This is a genomic window from bacterium, from assembly GCA_018812485.1.
GTDB lineage: Bacteria > JAHJDO01 > JAHJDO01 > JAHJDO01 > JAHJDO01 > JAHJDO01.
Map to the genome: position 1 here is coordinate 14,396 of JAHJDO010000134.1, position 17,478 is coordinate 31,873.

Sequence of the window (17,478 nt, forward strand, 5' to 3'; positions counted from 1 at the left end):
AATGGACTTTTTACACCCATCCTAAATCCCCCTTTGAAGTGGGACAATTTTTTAGGATATTTTTTGACAAATACAAATTGACTATTTGATAAAAACAATGTATATTCCGAAATAGCAGGACTAATATGGAGGGTATTCCGAGATGAAGAATATTAAAAGAATGCTGGAGATAAAGCTTCCTGAAAGGCAATCCGCGTTTTTGTGGGGACCAAGAAAAACGGGGAAAACCACATATTTAAAGAGTCACTTTCCTGATAGCCTTGTGTATGATTTTCTGAAGACAGACTTTTTTATCGAAATCTTGAAAAATCCGGCGCTATTGCGAGAGCAAATACTTGCAAAGAATAATAGTGTCTTAAAGCATCCAATAATACTTGACGAGGTGCAAAAAGTTCCTCAGGTGCTTGATGAAGTACACTGGCTGATTGAGAACAAAGGATTAAGATTTATTCTCTGTGGATCAAGCGCAAGAAAATTACGAAGGGGACATGTTAATCTTTTAGGTGGAAGAGCCTGGCGTTACGAAATGTTCCCGCTTGTTACAGCTGAGCTTAAAAAGATTGATCTCCTGCGTATTCTAAATCATGGCATGATACCATCGCATTATTTACAGGATGACGATTATAAAAAATCCTTAAAAGCTTATGTGCAGGATTATTTAAAAGAGGAGGTCTTTGCCGAGGGATTAACGCGAAATATCCCTGCCTTTTCAAGGTTTTTTGACGCATTTGGATATTCACACGGTGAGCTTACGAATTATTCTAATGTTGCGCGAGAGTGTGGAGTAGATTCAAAAACAGTCAAAGAATACTATCAAATCCTTGTCGACACATTGCTGGCTATGCGGATTGAACCTTTCAAAAAGAGACAATCACGGCATGTTATAACTAAGATTCCGAAGTATTACTTGTTTGATGTAGGAGTTGCCGGATGCCTAACAAAGCGGCATCTTGAGGAAGAAAAAGGTGTTGACTTTGGAAAAGCGTTTGAACACTTCTTGCTTATGGAGATAGTTGCTTACCGATCTTATAGCGGCAAGGATTTTGAAATAAATTTCTGGAGAACAAAGTCTGGTATTGAAGTAGATTTCGTGCTCGGAAAAGGAGAGATTGCCGTGGAGATAAAAGGAACGAACCGCGTTGATAAAAGGGATCTTAACGGACTGATGACTTTTATGGAAAGTTATTCTCCAAAAAGAAGGATCATTGTTTGCAATGAAAAAGAAAAGAGACTTCATGCCAAAATAGAGATAGTCCCCTGGTATAATTTTCTGAGCGAATTATGGGAAGGAAAAATTCTTTAAAGTTCCAACAGACAGCTGAAGCTATCTGTTGTCCCCTCCCCCGCAACCGCCTGCTTTAGCTGGCGGTTATTGTAGGGGCAGCCCTTGCAGCTGCCCGTTTGTCATTCTACGAATTGATTGGGGAATCCAGATGATTCTGGGATTTCTTCTATTTCTTTATCCTACGATAGGTTGATCTCCAGCAGGCTCAATTCTTTCTTTAATGACATTAATTTTATTCTTAGTTTCCAACTTCGCTTTTAGTTCCCTTATCGCTGTTATTATATCTGCCTTTGTAGCAAATGGATTATCTGCGGAAGGAGAATTAGCCCCTGTCATAGCAGCTTTTTCGTCTGTAATTGGAAGCCTTGTGTCATTTCCCTCACAGACTGTCTTTGCAGTTGTTCCATATAGAGGATATAATTGTGTATCATCGCCTGTAATTCCGTCTTTACCTATACTTGATATACCGTGTTTTGTTACTTTGTCAAAATAGAATATATCTGTGCGCTGGTCAAAGATGTGATGCACTCCATAGTTTTTTGATTTCATTTTACTTTCACCTCCTTTTTTAAAAATTTTCCAAAATTCTTATATCTTTATCTTCAATCATAATTTTATGCGCCACTGGAAGAAATTCCTTCATTCTTTTTTGCAATTCTGCCACTACAGCATCAGCTATTATATTATCCTCTTTTAAATTAGCCCACTGAAACATCCAAGAGTGATGCTGTGATTCCAAGAGCAAAGATTTTCTGCACACACACTCTGCAATTATCTCTGCTAGAATTGCACGAAAATAAATAGACTTTTGCCCTACAAAATTAGGAGGGGGGCCTAAATATCTCTTTAGTGAAGGATGTTTGGCAGATATAAGAAGTAAGTAAGGCTTGCCTTCGTGATCGCCCCACTTCGCTCTATAATTACCGAAGTCTTCATCTTTTATATCAATTTCCAGAGGAGGACCACTTTCTTCTTTCTGTATTGTTTTTACTTTCGTAATCGCATCATAATTGCCCAACTTTGCTGATAAATTAATTGTCTCATGACACAACCTCCTTGCTTCTATGACGATATCAGCACGTGCAAAATTAGACCCGTGCACAGGAACTAGTATGCATCTACCTTTTATTGGCAAACTGACATTATCACTTGAAATAACCTTAATTTCTGTTTCTATATTAATAAGCTCGGGGTATTTAGCAAATAGCTGTATAGTTTTTGAACTCCTTTCTCTGATTTTATAGTGTTTATGCTCAAACTCTAAAGGGGAAATAAATTCTCTCTCCTCTATTTTGTTTTCAACGACCGTAACAAATGCTTCAGCTTTATGTAATCCTTCATGTTGAGTTTCAATAATAACTCCATCCTTTAAAGCAATTCCTTTGATACTAAATCTACCATATAATAAATTATTTCTTTTTTTGTGCGCAACTAACTTAACAATGGGATTCAAAAATTCGATAGCTTCGCTGTCTTTTCCTAATGACACCTCTGCTTCTTCTTTATTAAATATTCTACGATCAACGTATAAACTAAATGACCTCACATTCCCTAATGCCACATTTGCATAGGTAGGATATATGAGAATTCCACGCTTAGTAAATGAGTCATCATGCAATCCTTCGTCAATGCTCGGCTCGTCTAAATCTTCTACCTGTTGAACTAAGAATTTTGATGCAGCTTGCGCGAGTTTATCAAACCGTCTTTTTAATTCCTCATCGACTATTTCCTCTTTTGACTTTTTCGAAGCGGCGCGATCCTTATCAATTAACTCCTTCAAACGTTGAGTAGGCAAATCAAGTAAGGTTTTAACAAACGGGTGCTCTCTATACAAACCATACTGCCTATTGGGATCTATTACTAAACTAGGGTTTTCTATTGTTGGGGCTACACGACTTTCTATTCTTTTATCATACTCTTCCATTAAAAAGTCTATATATTCACACTCTATGCGACCAAAATATTTTTTCCCATAAACATCATTCTCAAAACTATTCTGCAACAAACTACATTCGTGTATTGCACGCTTACCTTTAATAATCAATCCAGATTTTCTAAATTTATCAGAAATATCCACTAATGGCTCTGGAGATCGGAATATAATTAACTTCGCCTTTGCGTGAGGATAACCTGGAACAATAAATTCTTCTTTACAAACTAGCTCTGCCGGCGATTGATAATGCTTCAACTTTTTCAGATTATCATTACTATTAATGTCCTTGAACCCAATATCGCAAGGAGAGTTTTCTGCCATTATATCTCTTAAGGCAAAGTGAAAAGGAAGATTTTCACAAATAGTTTTAGACCTTGGTAAACGATGCCGTGTCAATTCAATAGTCACTACGGTACCGTTACGTCTTTCGATATTAAGATACTTTCGTAATTCTTGAGTCACTGTTCTACGCTTTACTAATGGAATAAAATCGCCATCGCTAGTTATTTTTACTTTATAATATTTACCGTCTACAATTGACTCAAATGTAGTATCACCTAATTCTGTAACATCTTTGGCGCCTCTTCCCATGATACCCCTGTCCCCTTCTTCACTACTTCGTTTACCAACATTTAATAGCTTTTCCAGCATAGTATCTAGTGTCATTCCTTCCGCCCTATCTCGTACGATCAAGATAGAACTAGCATTTTTACGAGCAAGGGTTTCTATCAATATCCGTCCACCATCTTTTGGAATTAATTTACGCTTATATAATCTATGATAACTATCATCAGCATTAGTTATAAGTTCAACTAGTGCATCAAAAGAATCTCTTATTGAGAACTGGCGATTATGCACCCAATATCTTTTCGTTACCTTCAATTCTAAGGGTTGACCGAGTTTAATTGCCATTGCATCCTCCTCAATTAATTAATAAATCCTTAAATCTTTCTCCACAAATATCTAAGAAAGATTGAATCTCTGAATCATTAATCGCAAAAGCGGTAGTTTTAAAAAGATCGAATTTTTGCCTTATAACTTCTTTGCTTGCGTCAGGGCTACATCTCAACATATCTGTAAAGTCATAAGCTGATGCCTCCTCAAGAGACTTTTTTTCTTGATATATCTTAAATGTTTTTTCTTTGTGGATTCCTTTAATAAAACGCTGTGCTTGATGTTTTGGCAATTCTTGGGAAATAGGTTTCTCTACTTTTAAACTGTTCAAAATTCGTGTTTGATTCTCAAAAAACCATTTTATACCGGCAGAAGTAAACTGCCATCCTTCACTTTCACCACCGCCCTTATCTCTTCCTGCCCTTCCCTTAACAAGCTTTTGTTTTTTTGCTGATTCAAGTGCATATCTGACGGTGGTTTTATCTGGAAATTTACGTTTCCGAAATTCGAGTAAACTCCAACAAAAACGTTCTTCGGAAAGATTGTACGCTTCCCATGCGATAAGTTCAGTATGAAGCTTTTTAGACGTGCCACCTAACTTATGTAGAACATATAATACAACATCAACATTTGATAACCCTCCACCTATAGGCATTTTGTCCTCCTTTTATAAAGTGAATTTGTTGGACTTAGATTTGCTGTTAAAAAGAATTTTAACTCTTCTTAGCTCAGAATCAACAGCGGAAAATATTTTGGATACATCTTCGTTAGAGTAACCATATATCCCGCGGTTAGAACAATTACCTAATTTACGAATGGTGTCCAACACCTTTTCTGTCCTTTTTGAAGCAATCCTTTTAAATCTTTGTTCTTTATTTTCATTTTCAACTTTAGGTTTTACCATGCTTGCCTCCATTAATGTCAATTAATTATTACATATTTTCCATTGATTATATACTATTAAAAAAACTTGTCAAGTATTTTTAAAATATTTTTCATTAGTTGTAACTTTTATGATGTCTTACAGGAGAAAAAACGCCAACCTGCGTCGTCTTCAAGATATTTGTTTATTCGTACAAACTCAACATTATACTCCCACCATCCCAAAATCATAAAGAAAAAAGGGCGAAATCAGGGGGATGTTTTAATGTGCGATTTTTGGGGATACTTTTGACAAATACATAGACGATTAAGGCAAATTTGAATTCACAATGCAGATTTGTCTTGACGTGGCGTAACATTGATGGTAAAAGGTAGTTATGGTTAGTCAAGAAAATTTATATATACACAGGGAGATAGAAGATACACTCCGTCATTCGGTTAGGCATTTTCCTGCTGTTGCCTTAACTGGTCCACGACAATCAGGGAAATCTACTCTGGTTAAGAATGTTTTTGGAAAGACTCATGCTGTGGTTTCCTTTGATGATCCACTTATGCGCGAACGGGCGATTTCTGACCCCCGACTTTTTATTGATAGCCTTGGTGAGAATATAGTGTTTGATGAAATTCAATATGTCCCTGAAATCCTTTCTTATATAAAGATGCTAATTGATCAAAAACGTCATAGTTATGGCAGATTTATTATTACAGGTTCACAGCAATTTCATCTTATCAAAAATCTGGGAGATACATTAGCCGGCAGGGTTGCCTTGCTTGATCTATTGCCATTTAGCATAGAAGAGAAAAGGAAGATTGTCTCGCTAAAAGCTAAATTATCCAATGATCAAGAGAGTTTTCTTCATGCCTGCCTCAGGGGTTCTTACCCAGAAAACTCAATTCACTCAGGCGTAAGTTCCCGGCAATGGTACGGTAGTTATGTGCAGACCTACTTAGAACGAGACATACGCACAATTTATAACATAGGCATTTTAAGAGAATTTCAGCAGTTTATGCGTCTTTTGGCTGGGCGCTGTTCGGGAATATTGAACTTAAGCTCACTTGCCAGTGATTTAGGCGTAAGCGGCAATACCATTAAAAAATGGCTTTCAATATTAGAAGCAAGCCATATTATTTATGTCCTTCCACCATATTACAGGAATTTAGGAAAGCGGATAACTAAAAGTCCAAAAGTTTATTTTTTAGACGCTGGGTTAGTTTGTTATTTAACCGGCTTGGAGACCAAAGAGCATTTACTAAACGGACCATTAGCCGGCGCCTTGTTTGAAAATTTTGTTATTCAAGAGACCGTAAAACACTTTTTTAACCGTGGTATCAAACCCAATCTTTTCTACCTGCGGACACATAATGATGTAGAGATTGATTTAATTATTGAAAGCAACCTAAAGCTTTACCCCTTTGAGATTAAATTAAGTAAAACTCCAAATCTCGGCATGGCAAAACCGATAGAGACATTTAAGAAGCTATTTCCAAAACTAAAGATCGGTGACGGCAGTGTCATTTCTTTAAGCAAACAGGAAGTACCTTTGACAAAAAATGTATCAACCATAAGTGTAAATTCATATCTAAAGCACCTTGCTGAAATCAGCAAGGCTACTGTTCCGAGATGAAAAGCAAGGCTATTCTCATAGCAGCACTGCTTTTTCTACTATTACAAAGTTCGTATGCAGAACAACAAATTTCAATTGATGATGTTACACGATTAGCGCTTGAAAATTCACTGGATATCCAGATTGCTAAGATTGATGTGTATAAAGAAAGAACATCTCTTGGAAAGGCAAAATCAATCTTTGATACATTCCTGAATTCAGGAGCAAGCTATGAGGATGATAAGAAAAAGACCTCAACAACTCTCTCCAGAATAAAAACCGCTACAAATGAATATTCACTTGGCGTTGAGAAAAAGCTTCCAACAGGATCAAGCATTAAAATAGATGCAGAACATTCATTAGTTGATGCCAATTCCTCTTCTTCAGCAATAAACAACTATAATGAATCAAGCATTAAATTTTCTCTCAATCAATCACTGGGGAAAAACTTTTTTGGACTAGCTGACCGATCTAATATTAAGATAACAAAAATTAATATAGACAATGCAGAATATTCCTCTTTAGGTGAAATTGAAAATGCTCTTTATAAAGCCCAGGCAGCTTACTGGAATGTTGTTCTCAAAGAAAAAGAACTCGATATAAAATTGGATATGCAGAAGGAAGCTGAAAAGCTATATTCCATATACAAAGAAAACTATGAAAGAGGAACAACTGAAAAAGGAGACTTGTTCGCAATTGAAGCCAATATGCGCACAAGAAAAAATGAAGTGCTTATAGCTCATCTAGAGAAGGAAATTGCAAAAAACAACCTGTTATTCCTGCTTAACGAAGAAGACACACACATTCAGCTGCAGCCTCTTGACCCGCTGGTTACCACTCTGCACAGCGTTGATGTGTATGCAATACTGAAAGAGGCAATCCTGCATCGCAGGGACTATAAGGTCATAAAGAACAAAATAGAATCGCAAAATATAGATATAAAAATAAAAAAGGATGCTCTATGGCCTGAAATTGATCTGGAGGCCAGTTTTCTGAAGAACGGGCTGGCTTCAAACTATCAAGACTCGTGGAATAAAACTTCTGACGAAAATAACTACGAGTTTTTTACGGGGATTACCTTTAGAATACCCCTTGAAAACCGCTCGGCAAAGGCAGACCTTGAAAAGGCAAAACTAAACAAGGAACAGCTTCTTCTTTTCCTTAAACGGACTGAACGACTAATATTAAAAGAGATCAACAACAAAGTTAAAGAAGTAAACAGTCTGAAGAATCGAATTGAACTGCTTACTTCCATTAGCAAATTGCAGGAAAACAAACTAAAAGAAGAAATGAAGCATCTTAGTTATGGACGTTCAAGCTCGGATATTATTCTTCGTTATGAAGAAGATTTATTACAAGCCAATCTAGATCTAAGCTCATCATTATTTAAATACAGGGTCAGCCTTATTGACCTGGATCTGGCAAAAAATACACTGCTTGATAAATACTGGAAGGGCGTGTTATGAAAATAAGTGAATTTTCAGTTAAACATTCTCTTTTAATTAATCTCATTTCAGTTTTTATCCTGATTGCGGGTTTCTATACCTTATACATCTATAAGATAAGAAAAGAGGCTTTCCCTGAAGTCTCGATGGATGCAGTAGTTATCAGCACTGCTTATCCTGGCGCTCCTCCTGAAGAGATTGAAAAATTAGTAACAGTACCTATTGAAAAAGAGCTCAAGAGCGTAGACGGAATTAAAGAGATACAGTCCATATCTGATGAAAACGTTTCTACTATCATGATCAATATTAGTCACGATGCAAAAGACAAAGACAAGGTTGTAGATGATATTCAACAGGCTGTTGATCAGGTTCAGGATCTTCCCGGCGATGCTGAAGATCCAATTGTAACAGAAATCACTACAGGTGAGGTCCCAGCAGTTGAAATCGCATTGAGCGGAGATTTGCCGGAGACTGAACTTCGAAAATACGCAGAAAACCTTGAGGATATACTTGAGGATATACCCGGTGTCTCGTCTATCTCCAAACGGGGCTGGAGAGATGAAGAAGTGTGGGTGGAGGTGGATCCTGATAAAATGAAAGACTTTCACGTCAGCGTGGAAGAAGTAATGAATGCTTTGCGTGAGAAAAACATCAGTATTCCGGGCGGAAAACTGCGTGGGGAAAAAGAATTCAGCATCCGTACCACAGGGGAATTTCACAAAAAGCAGGAGATTGAAAACGTGATCATACGCGCCAATGACCTTGGCAATTGGCTGCGCATAAAGGATATTGCTTCAGTTCGTTTTTCTCTTAAAGAAGAGGATGTGATCAATAAAAGCTTTGGAACACGTTCAATTAATCTAACTGTAATCAAAAAATCAACAGGCGATACAGTCAAAATTGTTGATATAGTTAAGGATAAAACAACTGACTTTATTCATAGAGCAGACCCGAAATTAAAGGTCTCCTACATTAATGACATGTCTTTTTACATTAACAGGCGGTTGGGTGTATTAAGAAATAACGGAATTATCGGATTGGTTCTCGTTTTATGTGTTCTTATGTTGTTCCTTAACTATAGAGTGGCTTTGTTAACAGCATTGGGAATCCCTATTGCTTTTTGCGTTACACTGACAATCATGGGATTTACAGGCTTAAGCGTAAATCTTATAACTATGCTTGGCCTGATCATAGTTCTGGGAATGTTAGTGGACGACGGAATTATCGTGGCAGAGAATTGCGCGCGCCATCTGGAGACAGGTTTAGATCCTCATCAGGCAGCTATTATCGGGACACAGGAAGTTGTTAAACCTGTTACAGCCACAATAATCACAACTATTGTAGCTTTCAGTCCGCTTATGCTCATAGAAGGGATAATTGGTAAATTTATATTGGGCATACCGATAGTTGTGATTATTGCTTTAAGCGCATCACTGTTTGAAGCTTTAGTAATTCTCCCGTCTCATTTTGCGGATTTTGTTGGAATAGGAAAAAACAAGAAATACAGATCAAAGAAGGACTTGCCATGGTTCAAGACATTACTCAAATTTTATACGGGAATAATTAACAAAGCTCTTAACCGGCGCTATTGGGTGCTCGCTGGTGTTATCGTGGTGCTCCTTCTGACTTTTGCACTAAGCAGGATAATGCCTTTTATCCTTTTTGGATCTGAGGGTATAGAGCAGTTCTTTATACGCGTAGAAACTCCCTCAGGTACAAACCTTTATACTACAAACAAATTAGTAAAAGAGATTGAGGAAAAAGTGGCGCAGCTTCCTGAAAATGAGCTGGATGCCTATACAACTCAGGTTGGTTCCTCAGGAGATACATGGATGTTTGACCCTTATGGAAAATCAGGTCCTCATGTAGCGCAGATTGTGGTTTACCTTACTCCAAATACTGAGCGGGAAAGAAACGTTGAGCAAATCGTAGAGGATTTGAGAGATAGAACTAAAGATGTCAAAGGATTTGAGAAAATTTATTTTGAAAAACCCCATGAAGGTCCGCCTGTTGGAAAAGCTGTGGCGATTAGAATTCGCGGAGAAGACTTCGCAGTACTAGAAAAAATATCAAATGAGATATTTCCATTCCTGAAGAACATAGAAGGAGTAACAGATATTGCCTCTGATTATGAAGTAGGAAGAGGTGAAATTCGGGTTGTAATTAATGAGGAACAGGCAGCGCGTTCCTATCTTTCAGTAAAAGAGATTGCCTCTACTATCCGTTCTGCATTTAAAGGTGGACTTGCTACATCTATTAAACCGACCAAAGCTGAGGAAGAAATTGATGTAATTGTTCGTTTCCCTGAAACTTCCCGCAGTAAAAAAGAGACCTTTGAAAAAATACTTATATCAAACAAATTCGGCAATCTTATCCCGCTAAAAAAAGTTGCGCATCTGGAAGACAGAACATCAGTAACCCGTATCCGCCATTTAGACGGAAAAAGAGTAATTACAATTCACACTGATGTTGATACTAAAAAGATAACTTCTTCAAAGGCTAATCAACTTTTGGCTGAAAACTTTAAGTACATCCCAGGGAAGTATCCGGGTTATGATATAAAATACACAGGAGAGCAAGAGGAGAATATCAAAATGGTCAACAGCTTTGTTAAAGCCTTTGGTCTGGCATTCTTCTTGATATTCCTGATCTTAGCCGCTAACTTTAACTCATTGATTCAGCCGCTTATAGTAATGATGGCTATCCCTTTTGGCCTGATAGGTGTTATATGGGCATTTTTCTTCCATCAGCTTCCTATAAGTTTCTTTATGATGATGGGTATTGTAGGCCTCAACGGTATTGTGGTAAATGACTCTATTGTGCTTGTAGATTTCATCAATAACCTGCGCAGAAAAGGAGTGGATAGACGGGCGTCTATCATAGAGAGCGGACAGTTAAGATTAAGACCTGTCCTGCTCACTACAATCACAACAGCATTGGGCCTTGCACCGACAGCCTATGGTATCTGGGGAAACGACCCATTTCTAAGACCAATGGCTCTCACTATTGTATGGGGCATCGTTTGCGCCACCCTGCTAACCCTAATTGTCCTTCCATGTATCTATGCCATTATTGATGACATAACGCTTAAGATTGCAGGACACACAACAGTAAAAAAGGATGAGGAATAGATGGAGGTTTTAAGCAATTTGAGCTATGGTAATATCTAGGAAAGGTGAGTTATGAAGAAGTGTCCATTCTGTGCCGAAGAGATTCAGGACGAAGCGATAAAGTGTAAGCACTGCGGTGAATTCTTGGAGAAGAAGATTAAATGGTATTTCAGTAAAACCTTTATTGTCATTGCAGTTGGCTGTGTGGGTCCCCTGGCACTTCCTTTGATATGGTGGCGCCCGCAAACAACACGAGCCTGGAAAATCGGACTGACAATAGGCATTCTTTTACTCAGCTGGCTTTTGCTTCAGGCAACTATGAAATCCATTGCAAGTCTCAGACAATGCTACGAACTGATGAACGAATTCTAGAATGAGCGGTAGGCAGAACAAACTGAATGTACTCTACAAAAATAGGTGCACACATTTTTGCCTATTTTTACTGAGGTTTTAAGCAAGAGGGCATTATAATTTCTTGTGAATCATCAGGGTTTATGGTAATCTGTTTTTACAGTATGAGAGGGTGATATTGTGTCTATACTACAGATAGATAATAGTAGTGAAAAAAAAGAAATGGAGTTTGAACTGGACTACTTGAAAAAGCTCTCTATTGGTGAACGGATGCAAATGATGCTTCAAAAATCTAAAGAGATGGCAAAAATTCTTAGAAGAAATGAAGACAGAAAAACTACTTTCATTACTCAGAGACAATAAGGTAGAATTTGTCCTGATTGGCGCAGTCACCTTCCCTGTCTATGGTTACTCAAGATCCACATTAGATACTGATATCTTTATAAGACCAACAATCAAAAACGCAAGAAACACACTGATAAGCCTGGAAGAATTTGGTTATGATGTGTCATCCTTAACTCCTGAATTGCTTCTGAAGAAAAAAACTCTTATCCGGCAATATATTGTGGAAACAGACATTCATCCATTTGTCAAAGGTATTTCATTTGAAGAGGTTTGGGAGAATAAAGTTGAGAACTTCTTTGGTAAGCAGAAAGTTTATTTTGCTTCTCTAGAAGATATTATAAAAATGAAGAAAGCTGCTGGAAGAGTTAAAGATAGAGAAGATTTGAAAGTTCTCAAAAGATTGTTAAAGCAAGAAAGACCTAATTAGCAATTTCTATTCTGTTTCACCTCGGAGAAAAAACAGAGAGATGAAGAAAACTAAAATAGGACTTGCCCTGGGAGGCGGGGCTGCAAGAGGTCTGGCCCACATTGGAGTTCTGAAAGCTTTAGTGGAAAACAATGTTCCTGTCGACATGATAGCTGGAACAAGCATTGGAGCATTAGTGGGCGCCTGTTTCGCTAAAGATGGTGAAATAAATACTCTTGAAGAAATAATATTAAACATAGATTGGAGACAATTAGCTCTTTTACTTGATCCGAATTTAGCTCTATTGAAAAAAGGATTTATTCACGGAGAAAAGATTAAAGAGCTTCTGCGTTCCATTATCGGAGACATAGAATTTAAGGATTTAAAAATTCCACTTAGAGTCATAGCCACTGATGTCATTACAGGGGAAGAAGTAGTGATTGACAGCGGTTCTGTAGCTGAAGCTGTAAGAGCAAGCATTTCAATTCCAGTGATATTTACGCCTGTAAAGTTTGAAAACAAGTTTTTAGTAGATGGAGGCATAGTAAATCCTGTTCCTGTAAATATAGTAAGAAATATGGGAGCAAAACTTGTTATTGCCTGTAATGTAATACCAGAGCCTCAAAAAAGAGGACATATTACTTCTGAGGTAATTAATAAACAACCTCTTACTCTGCCCCAACATTCCCGAAATCACACGATAAACAAATCCCTTGCAAAATTAAATAGTAAAATAGATAAGCTCATTCAGGCAAACAAAGACAAGTTAGAAACCGTCCGTGAATTTACTTCTATATTAAAAAATAAAATATATAAAGGGCAACAAGTAGATTCAAACACTCCCAATATAATTGATGTTTTAATACACTCATTCTATATTATGGAGCATAAAATAGCTGCTTCAAACTTAAAGAAAGCTGACATAATAATTAATCCTGAGGTGAATCATATCTCCACCTTGGAATTTCACAAAGGAGCAGAAGCTATATCAGAAGGTTATAAATCAGTATTAGATGTGTTACCAAAAATTAAAAAAAAAGCTAATATATGTTAAAAAGAATCTTCGTATTCGTTTTATTGTGTGTATTTCTTACAGGTTGTATCACTTCCTTAAGACTTACCAGAAAAGAAAGTAAAAAAAATAATATTCTTGAGGAGTTTGGAATAAAGTATAAACCAGATTATATAATATCCTCTTTTCTTTATAAAGACCCTCCTAAGATTGTCGCAATACTTCCATTCGAAAATATTACAAGAGAAATAAAGAAAGATGGAAACATTCAAACAAAAAACAACAATCTTCCAAAAGATATAGCTGACCTCCTAAGAGATACATTCTTCAGACACATAAGCACAAAATCCTATACATATATGAAACTTAAAAAGAGTGATGCTTTACTTAAAGAACAAGGCTTGATAAATCCTGAAAAAACTTTGCCTGCTGATGCCCTGATCTACGGAAAGGTTACTCATTACAGAAAATTCTATGGGGTAATTTATTCCCAGGTAGGTATTGGGGTTTCTGTAAAAATGGTTGATTCACACACAGGCAACTTATTATGGCAGGCAAGCGGTATATCTACAAGTCATGAAGGCAGACTATATCTATCTCCACAGGACTTAGTGATGGGAAGTCTTAAAGCGGCTTTGCATATGAGAAAGACATGGATATATCGGGTTTCTGACCAGCTTTTTAGAGATATATCCATAACCCTGCCAGATGTAGTCACTCCTGTAATTCCCACAGTTATCATAAATAATAAAACTGCTTCCATTTACTCCGAACCATCAAGGAATGCTGAAATTATCGCAAGCGCGTCCAGAAAAACAAAATTTAATATGATTAGCAGATTGGATGATTGGTATTTTATAGAAATCACTGAAGATAAGGAGTTGCAACCCCCTAGGTTTGGATGGATCCATAAAGAGGATGTTGTTTCTCATTTTATCAAGATTGAAACAGCAAAAAAATTGCAGCGTCTTAGTAAAAAACAAGCTGCTCTTTACCCAAAAGAACATATTAATACAGAAAAACACACCGCCAGATACTATATGGTTAAAAAAGGAGATACATTACACAGCATAGCCGGAAATCCTGATATATATGGAGACAGAGCAAAATGGAAACTAATCTATGATGCAAACAAGGAAAGAGTCCCGCAAATCAACTTTTTAAATCCGGGACAGATTTTAATAATCCCTTAACGATTTAGGTATCGAATTGTCTTTAATCTTTTTCGCCTAGAAGATGATGGTGCACAACCGTTCCGTCATCCATATCATTGCGTTTGATAGTTGAAAGACGTTTAAATAGTCGTTTTATATCTCGTATCCCCCCCCATGTAAACCAGATGGTGGCGGGAATTCCAATCAGAAGTTGCAGCCATATCCAAATATGCCAAAAAGTAGCCCACGAATCCGTCGGAACATCAACAATTAGGTTGTAGATGGTTCCAAAGAGGAAAATGCCAAACCAGCCAAAATTCCAGACTACCAAAGCGCCGGCTAGGAACTTGTCCGAACGGCTGAACTCCTTGCTTATACCCATTATCTTCCACCAGATGGACTTAGGAGCATCGGAAGCTTTGACATGCTCTCCCTTTACAGCATATTCTCCAATATGCAGCATTCGCTGCATATTGAATGGTTTCCTGCAAGTCAGTATGGAAATTATGATATAGCTCAGAATGCAGGAGAGCATGATAAAAAACCATACAGTCTGACTATTGATGGAATTGAGTTTATCCATAAACTGCAGAAACAGCCCTCTGTCAGCAATATTCTTGAAGTGGGGTGCAATCTGTCGCAGGACGATACGGCTAATTGCCATAACCCAGCCGATTGTTAGGGCTGTACAGGCGGCAAAAGTTGTGCCTCGTTTCCAGTATAATCCGCCGACAATAGCTGCGCCCAGACCACTGACTATAGCGCCGGTTATTGCAAAAAACATTAAAATATATTCACTTTGTCTGAATAAAAGACTAAATAAAAATGCAAAGACTGCCACACCAAAAATAGACCAGCGTAATAGCGAAACATGGTGTTTTGCCTCAAGTGGTTTTTTGCGGAAAGGCAATATAACGTCCTGAATAAGGATGCTTCCCCATGAATGCAGATAAGTGTCCTGGGTGGTGATGAGAAAGAATAACATCACTGCACAAAAAAGCCCCTTGATTCCATTTGGAAGAATATAAGCAAGAGCAACCGGCACACGCATTTGATTTGCGATTGTAGAATTGTCTACGGTTTTCAGGACATTTACAACTGCCGAAGCTTGTGTAGAAAATTTCGGAAGATTAAGAAAAGCAAAAGCGCAGATTGGCAAAAGAACTAACATCAATACCTGAACAAGTTGTTTCCACAGGCTGATAACTGCGCCCATTTTCTGCTCATGCGGATTAAGACCCGAGCTAAAATATGCTTGAGAGCCCTGCCATGACATGTATGCATAAAATGACCCGAATACTGTGATAAGAAAAAAGAAAACGTTAAAATCTTTTACCTTTGATGTGTGATAAGGATGCAACATAGAAGCATCTACAGGCGCCATTTTTATGGCTTGAGTAATATCCAGCCATGAAAATTGGTTGAGAAGAACTAAACATACAATAATGAAAGCAATGGCACAGAAAATACCCTGAATACAGTCAGTAACCATAACTGTAATCTGTCCCCCCAGGCAGGTATAGAGCATGGCTATCCCCAAAGTTAAAATCATTACAGGAGCAAACGTGGGAATCTCCATTCCCATCAGCATGAATTTATTTGGGAATCCACAGAAATAGACGAAGAACCGAGAAGCTACTGCGGGGAATATCCCAAAATTAACAATACCGGACAGCCATGTTATAATTCCTGAGTAGATACGGAATTTTTTGCTGTAACGAACCTCAAAAAATTGGGCTATGGTCATACAGCGGGTTTCACGGAATCTGTAGTAAACCCATCCTGTCATGACGATAAAAACTCCGACAGGAAGCATCATGAGGCTCCACCAGATAGGTGGAAAACCAGCTGCATAGTACATTTCAAACATAGCAATTGCAGAAATGGCGCCAACACCTGACATACCACCAGCTATCGAAAGCAAAAAACGCCCAGCCGAACGATTAGCTGAAAGAAAATCTGCCACACCTTTCATATATTTTACTGTTTTAAGGCTGAAATAGGTTAAAAGTCCTATTGAGCAAAATACAATTGCCCAGTCCAGAAAGTTCAGATTCATAATATCCTCTATTTTTCAATAATAGTTTCTTCAATCTTCATTCCAAAATGCCTGCCAGACTTTTCTATGTGCCCGAGCACTTCATCTCCAGGCTTCAAGCTGACGACAGAAACTGGTTTTCCTTCCGGAGTTACTAATCTTATTGTTTCTGCATTTTGTAATACAAGTGATACTTTCTGTTTGTTGCAGGTTCCTTCTACAAGAAGCATAGGCCTTTTCTCAATCTTTATTCTGCCAACAATCACCTCTTGTGTCTTTCCTTCCCAGTTTACAATCAGTGCCTTATCCCCTGCTTTAAGATCCGAAAGATATCGTGTTTTTCCCTCTGTAACCATCACATATGCATGCACTCCTCCTGCATTTACACGAAAAGGTCTTTGATCAACATACGGATTTTCTACTGATTCTGAATGCAAAAGAAACATGCCCGAGCTTGTATTACCAACCAGCATTCCTTCTCCAATAGTCATATTAGTACATGTATCTATGCAAACCCTATCTCCAACGCCTAATGACTTTACAGACTTGATCTTTATTTTTTTAATAGATAGCAAGATACTTTCTATTTTTAGCCGTTTAATCACTTTTCTTAATTCAGCAGGATTTTTTATATCCAATAAAACACCATCTACCCCTTTCTCAAGGATATTCAAGGCTGCTTCTGCTTCTTGTAAATTTTTAACTTCTGCTATCAACCCTTTTGTTTGAGCAATAAGATTTTCCAGAGGGATAATCTTCCAGTCATGCGTTTTAATAACTATCCATTTGTTATGTATCGTTGCTGCTTTGATTTCATCCTCTTTTTTCTTAATTTCTATTTGCGCAACATCCTTGTCTATTCGCAGATCTCCATCCTCGGAAACAGTTTGTATTTTTCCCAGTTCCTTTACCTTCCCGTTAAATCCTCTATCAACAACAACAAAATCTGCTCCACATTCCAGAGCTGCAATAACAATCTCTTTATTCCACGGTCTCGCATTAACCCAAACTTGTTTCAC

General features: G+C 37.6%; 15 protein-coding genes. 9 read left to right on the forward strand and 6 right to left on the reverse strand.

Annotated features, from left to right (window positions below; all coding sequences use genetic code 11):
* The first annotated feature begins 142 nt into the window (after positions 1-142).
* Positions 143-1,303 carry an AAA family ATPase gene (locus KKC91_11330; protein MBU0479144.1) on the forward strand — a complete coding sequence of 387 codons (1,161 nt, stop codon included), beginning with the start codon at positions 143-145 and terminating at the stop codon, positions 1,301-1,303.
* A 156-nt stretch (positions 1,304-1,459) separates the two neighbouring features.
* Here the strand turns inward: KKC91_11330 and KKC91_11335 are convergent, their stop codons facing one another.
* From KKC91_11335 to KKC91_11350, 4 genes are read right to left on the reverse strand one after another with little or no spacing between them, the layout of a single operon-like run.
* Positions 1,460-1,834 carry a hypothetical protein gene (locus KKC91_11335; GenBank protein MBU0479145.1) on the reverse strand — a complete coding sequence of 125 codons (375 nt, stop codon included), beginning with the start codon at positions 1,832-1,834 and terminating at the stop codon, positions 1,460-1,462.
* A 19-nt stretch (positions 1,835-1,853) separates the two neighbouring features.
* Positions 1,854-4,130: a hypothetical protein gene (locus tag KKC91_11340; protein ID MBU0479146.1), complete on the reverse strand. Its 2,277-nt coding sequence runs from the start codon at positions 4,128-4,130 to the stop codon at positions 1,854-1,856.
* 10 nt (positions 4,131-4,140) lie between these two features.
* Positions 4,141-4,767, reverse strand: coding sequence for a hypothetical protein (locus KKC91_11345; protein MBU0479147.1), 627 nt, complete (start codon positions 4,765-4,767; stop codon positions 4,141-4,143).
* Positions 4,768-4,779: 12 nt separating this feature from the next.
* Positions 4,780-5,016: a hypothetical protein gene (locus KKC91_11350; GenBank protein ID MBU0479148.1), complete on the reverse strand. Its 237-nt coding sequence runs from the start codon at positions 5,014-5,016 to the stop codon at positions 4,780-4,782.
* A gap of 355 nt (positions 5,017-5,371) precedes the next feature.
* Here KKC91_11350 and KKC91_11355 point away from each other — a divergent pair, with 355 nt between their 5' ends.
* From KKC91_11355 to KKC91_11390, 8 genes are all read left to right on the forward strand, one after another.
* Entirely contained in the window at positions 5,372-6,619 is a 1,248-nt protein-coding gene (locus tag KKC91_11355; protein MBU0479149.1) for an ATP-binding protein, read from the forward strand.
* Positions 6,616-8,064: a TolC family protein gene (locus KKC91_11360; GenBank protein MBU0479150.1), complete on the forward strand. Its 1,449-nt coding sequence runs from the start codon at positions 6,616-6,618 to the stop codon at positions 8,062-8,064. The genes KKC91_11355 and KKC91_11360 overlap by 4 nt, the downstream gene beginning before the upstream one ends.
* On the forward strand, positions 8,061-11,174 hold the full coding sequence (locus KKC91_11365; GenBank protein MBU0479151.1) for an efflux RND transporter permease subunit: 3,114 nt from the start codon (positions 8,061-8,063) through the stop codon (positions 11,172-11,174). The genes KKC91_11360 and KKC91_11365 overlap by 4 nt, the downstream gene beginning before the upstream one ends.
* 51 nt (positions 11,175-11,225) lie before the next feature.
* Positions 11,226-11,525, forward strand: a complete 300-nt coding sequence (locus KKC91_11370; GenBank protein ID MBU0479152.1) for a zinc ribbon domain-containing protein — start codon at positions 11,226-11,228, stop codon at positions 11,523-11,525.
* A gap of 159 nt (positions 11,526-11,684) precedes the next feature.
* Positions 11,685-11,867, forward strand: coding sequence for a hypothetical protein (locus KKC91_11375; GenBank protein MBU0479153.1), 183 nt, complete (start codon positions 11,685-11,687; stop codon positions 11,865-11,867).
* Entirely contained in the window at positions 11,827-12,276 is a 450-nt protein-coding gene (locus tag KKC91_11380) for a nucleotidyltransferase (protein ID MBU0479154.1), read from the forward strand. Before KKC91_11375 ends, KKC91_11380 begins: the two co-directional genes overlap by 41 nt.
* 40 nt (positions 12,277-12,316) lie before the next feature.
* Positions 12,317-13,309: a patatin-like phospholipase family protein gene (locus tag KKC91_11385; protein ID MBU0479155.1), complete on the forward strand. Its 993-nt coding sequence runs from the start codon at positions 12,317-12,319 to the stop codon at positions 13,307-13,309.
* Positions 13,303-14,460 (forward strand): DUF799 family lipoprotein, encoded by a 1,158-nt coding sequence (locus KKC91_11390; GenBank protein MBU0479156.1) that lies wholly within the window; start codon positions 13,303-13,305, stop codon positions 14,458-14,460. Before KKC91_11385 ends, KKC91_11390 begins: the two co-directional genes overlap by 7 nt.
* Positions 14,461-14,482: 22 nt before the next feature.
* Here KKC91_11390 and KKC91_11395 read toward each other — a convergent pair whose 3' ends face one another.
* The gene (locus tag KKC91_11395) at positions 14,483-16,480 is read right to left on the reverse strand and encodes a sodium:solute symporter (GenBank protein ID MBU0479157.1); all 1,998 of its coding nucleotides are present in this window, start codon (positions 16,478-16,480) and stop codon (positions 14,483-14,485) included.
* Positions 16,481-16,488: 8 nt separating this feature from the next.
* The gene (locus KKC91_11400) at positions 16,489-17,478 is read right to left on the reverse strand and encodes a 3-dehydroquinate synthase II (protein MBU0479158.1); all 990 of its coding nucleotides are present in this window, start codon (positions 17,476-17,478) and stop codon (positions 16,489-16,491) included.

What these genes read in the sequence shown, in the direction of transcription:
- KKC91_11385 (MBU0479155.1), top strand. Translation starts at nt 12,317, where the DNA reads ATGAAGAAAACTAAAATAGGACTTGCCCTGGGAGGCGGGGCTGCAAGA.
- KKC91_11370 (MBU0479152.1), top strand. Translation starts at nt 11,226, where the DNA reads ATGAAGAAGTGTCCATTCTGTGCCGAAGAGATTCAGGACGAAGCGATA.
- KKC91_11350 (MBU0479148.1), bottom strand. Translation starts at nt 5,016, where the DNA reads ATGGTAAAACCTAAAGTTGAAAATGAAAATAAAGAACAAAGATTTAAA.
- KKC91_11335 (MBU0479145.1), bottom strand. Translation starts at nt 1,834, where the DNA reads ATGAAATCAAAAAACTATGGAGTGCATCACATCTTTGACCAGCGCACA.
- KKC91_11360 (MBU0479150.1), top strand. Translation starts at nt 6,616, where the DNA reads ATGAAAAGCAAGGCTATTCTCATAGCAGCACTGCTTTTTCTACTATTA.
- KKC91_11340 (MBU0479146.1), bottom strand. Translation starts at nt 4,130, where the DNA reads ATGGCAATTAAACTCGGTCAACCCTTAGAATTGAAGGTAACGAAAAGA.
- KKC91_11365 (MBU0479151.1), top strand. Translation starts at nt 8,061, where the DNA reads ATGAAAATAAGTGAATTTTCAGTTAAACATTCTCTTTTAATTAATCTC.
- KKC91_11380 (MBU0479154.1), top strand. Translation starts at nt 11,827, where the DNA reads ATGAAGACAGAAAAACTACTTTCATTACTCAGAGACAATAAGGTAGAA.
- KKC91_11345 (MBU0479147.1), bottom strand. Translation starts at nt 4,767, where the DNA reads ATGCCTATAGGTGGAGGGTTATCAAATGTTGATGTTGTATTATATGTT.
- KKC91_11390 (MBU0479156.1), top strand. Translation starts at nt 13,303, where the DNA reads ATGTTAAAAAGAATCTTCGTATTCGTTTTATTGTGTGTATTTCTTACA.
- KKC91_11395 (MBU0479157.1), bottom strand. Translation starts at nt 16,480, where the DNA reads ATGAATCTGAACTTTCTGGACTGGGCAATTGTATTTTGCTCAATAGGA.
- KKC91_11355 (MBU0479149.1), top strand. Translation starts at nt 5,372, where the DNA reads ATGGTTAGTCAAGAAAATTTATATATACACAGGGAGATAGAAGATACA.
- KKC91_11330 (MBU0479144.1), top strand. Translation starts at nt 143, where the DNA reads ATGAAGAATATTAAAAGAATGCTGGAGATAAAGCTTCCTGAAAGGCAA.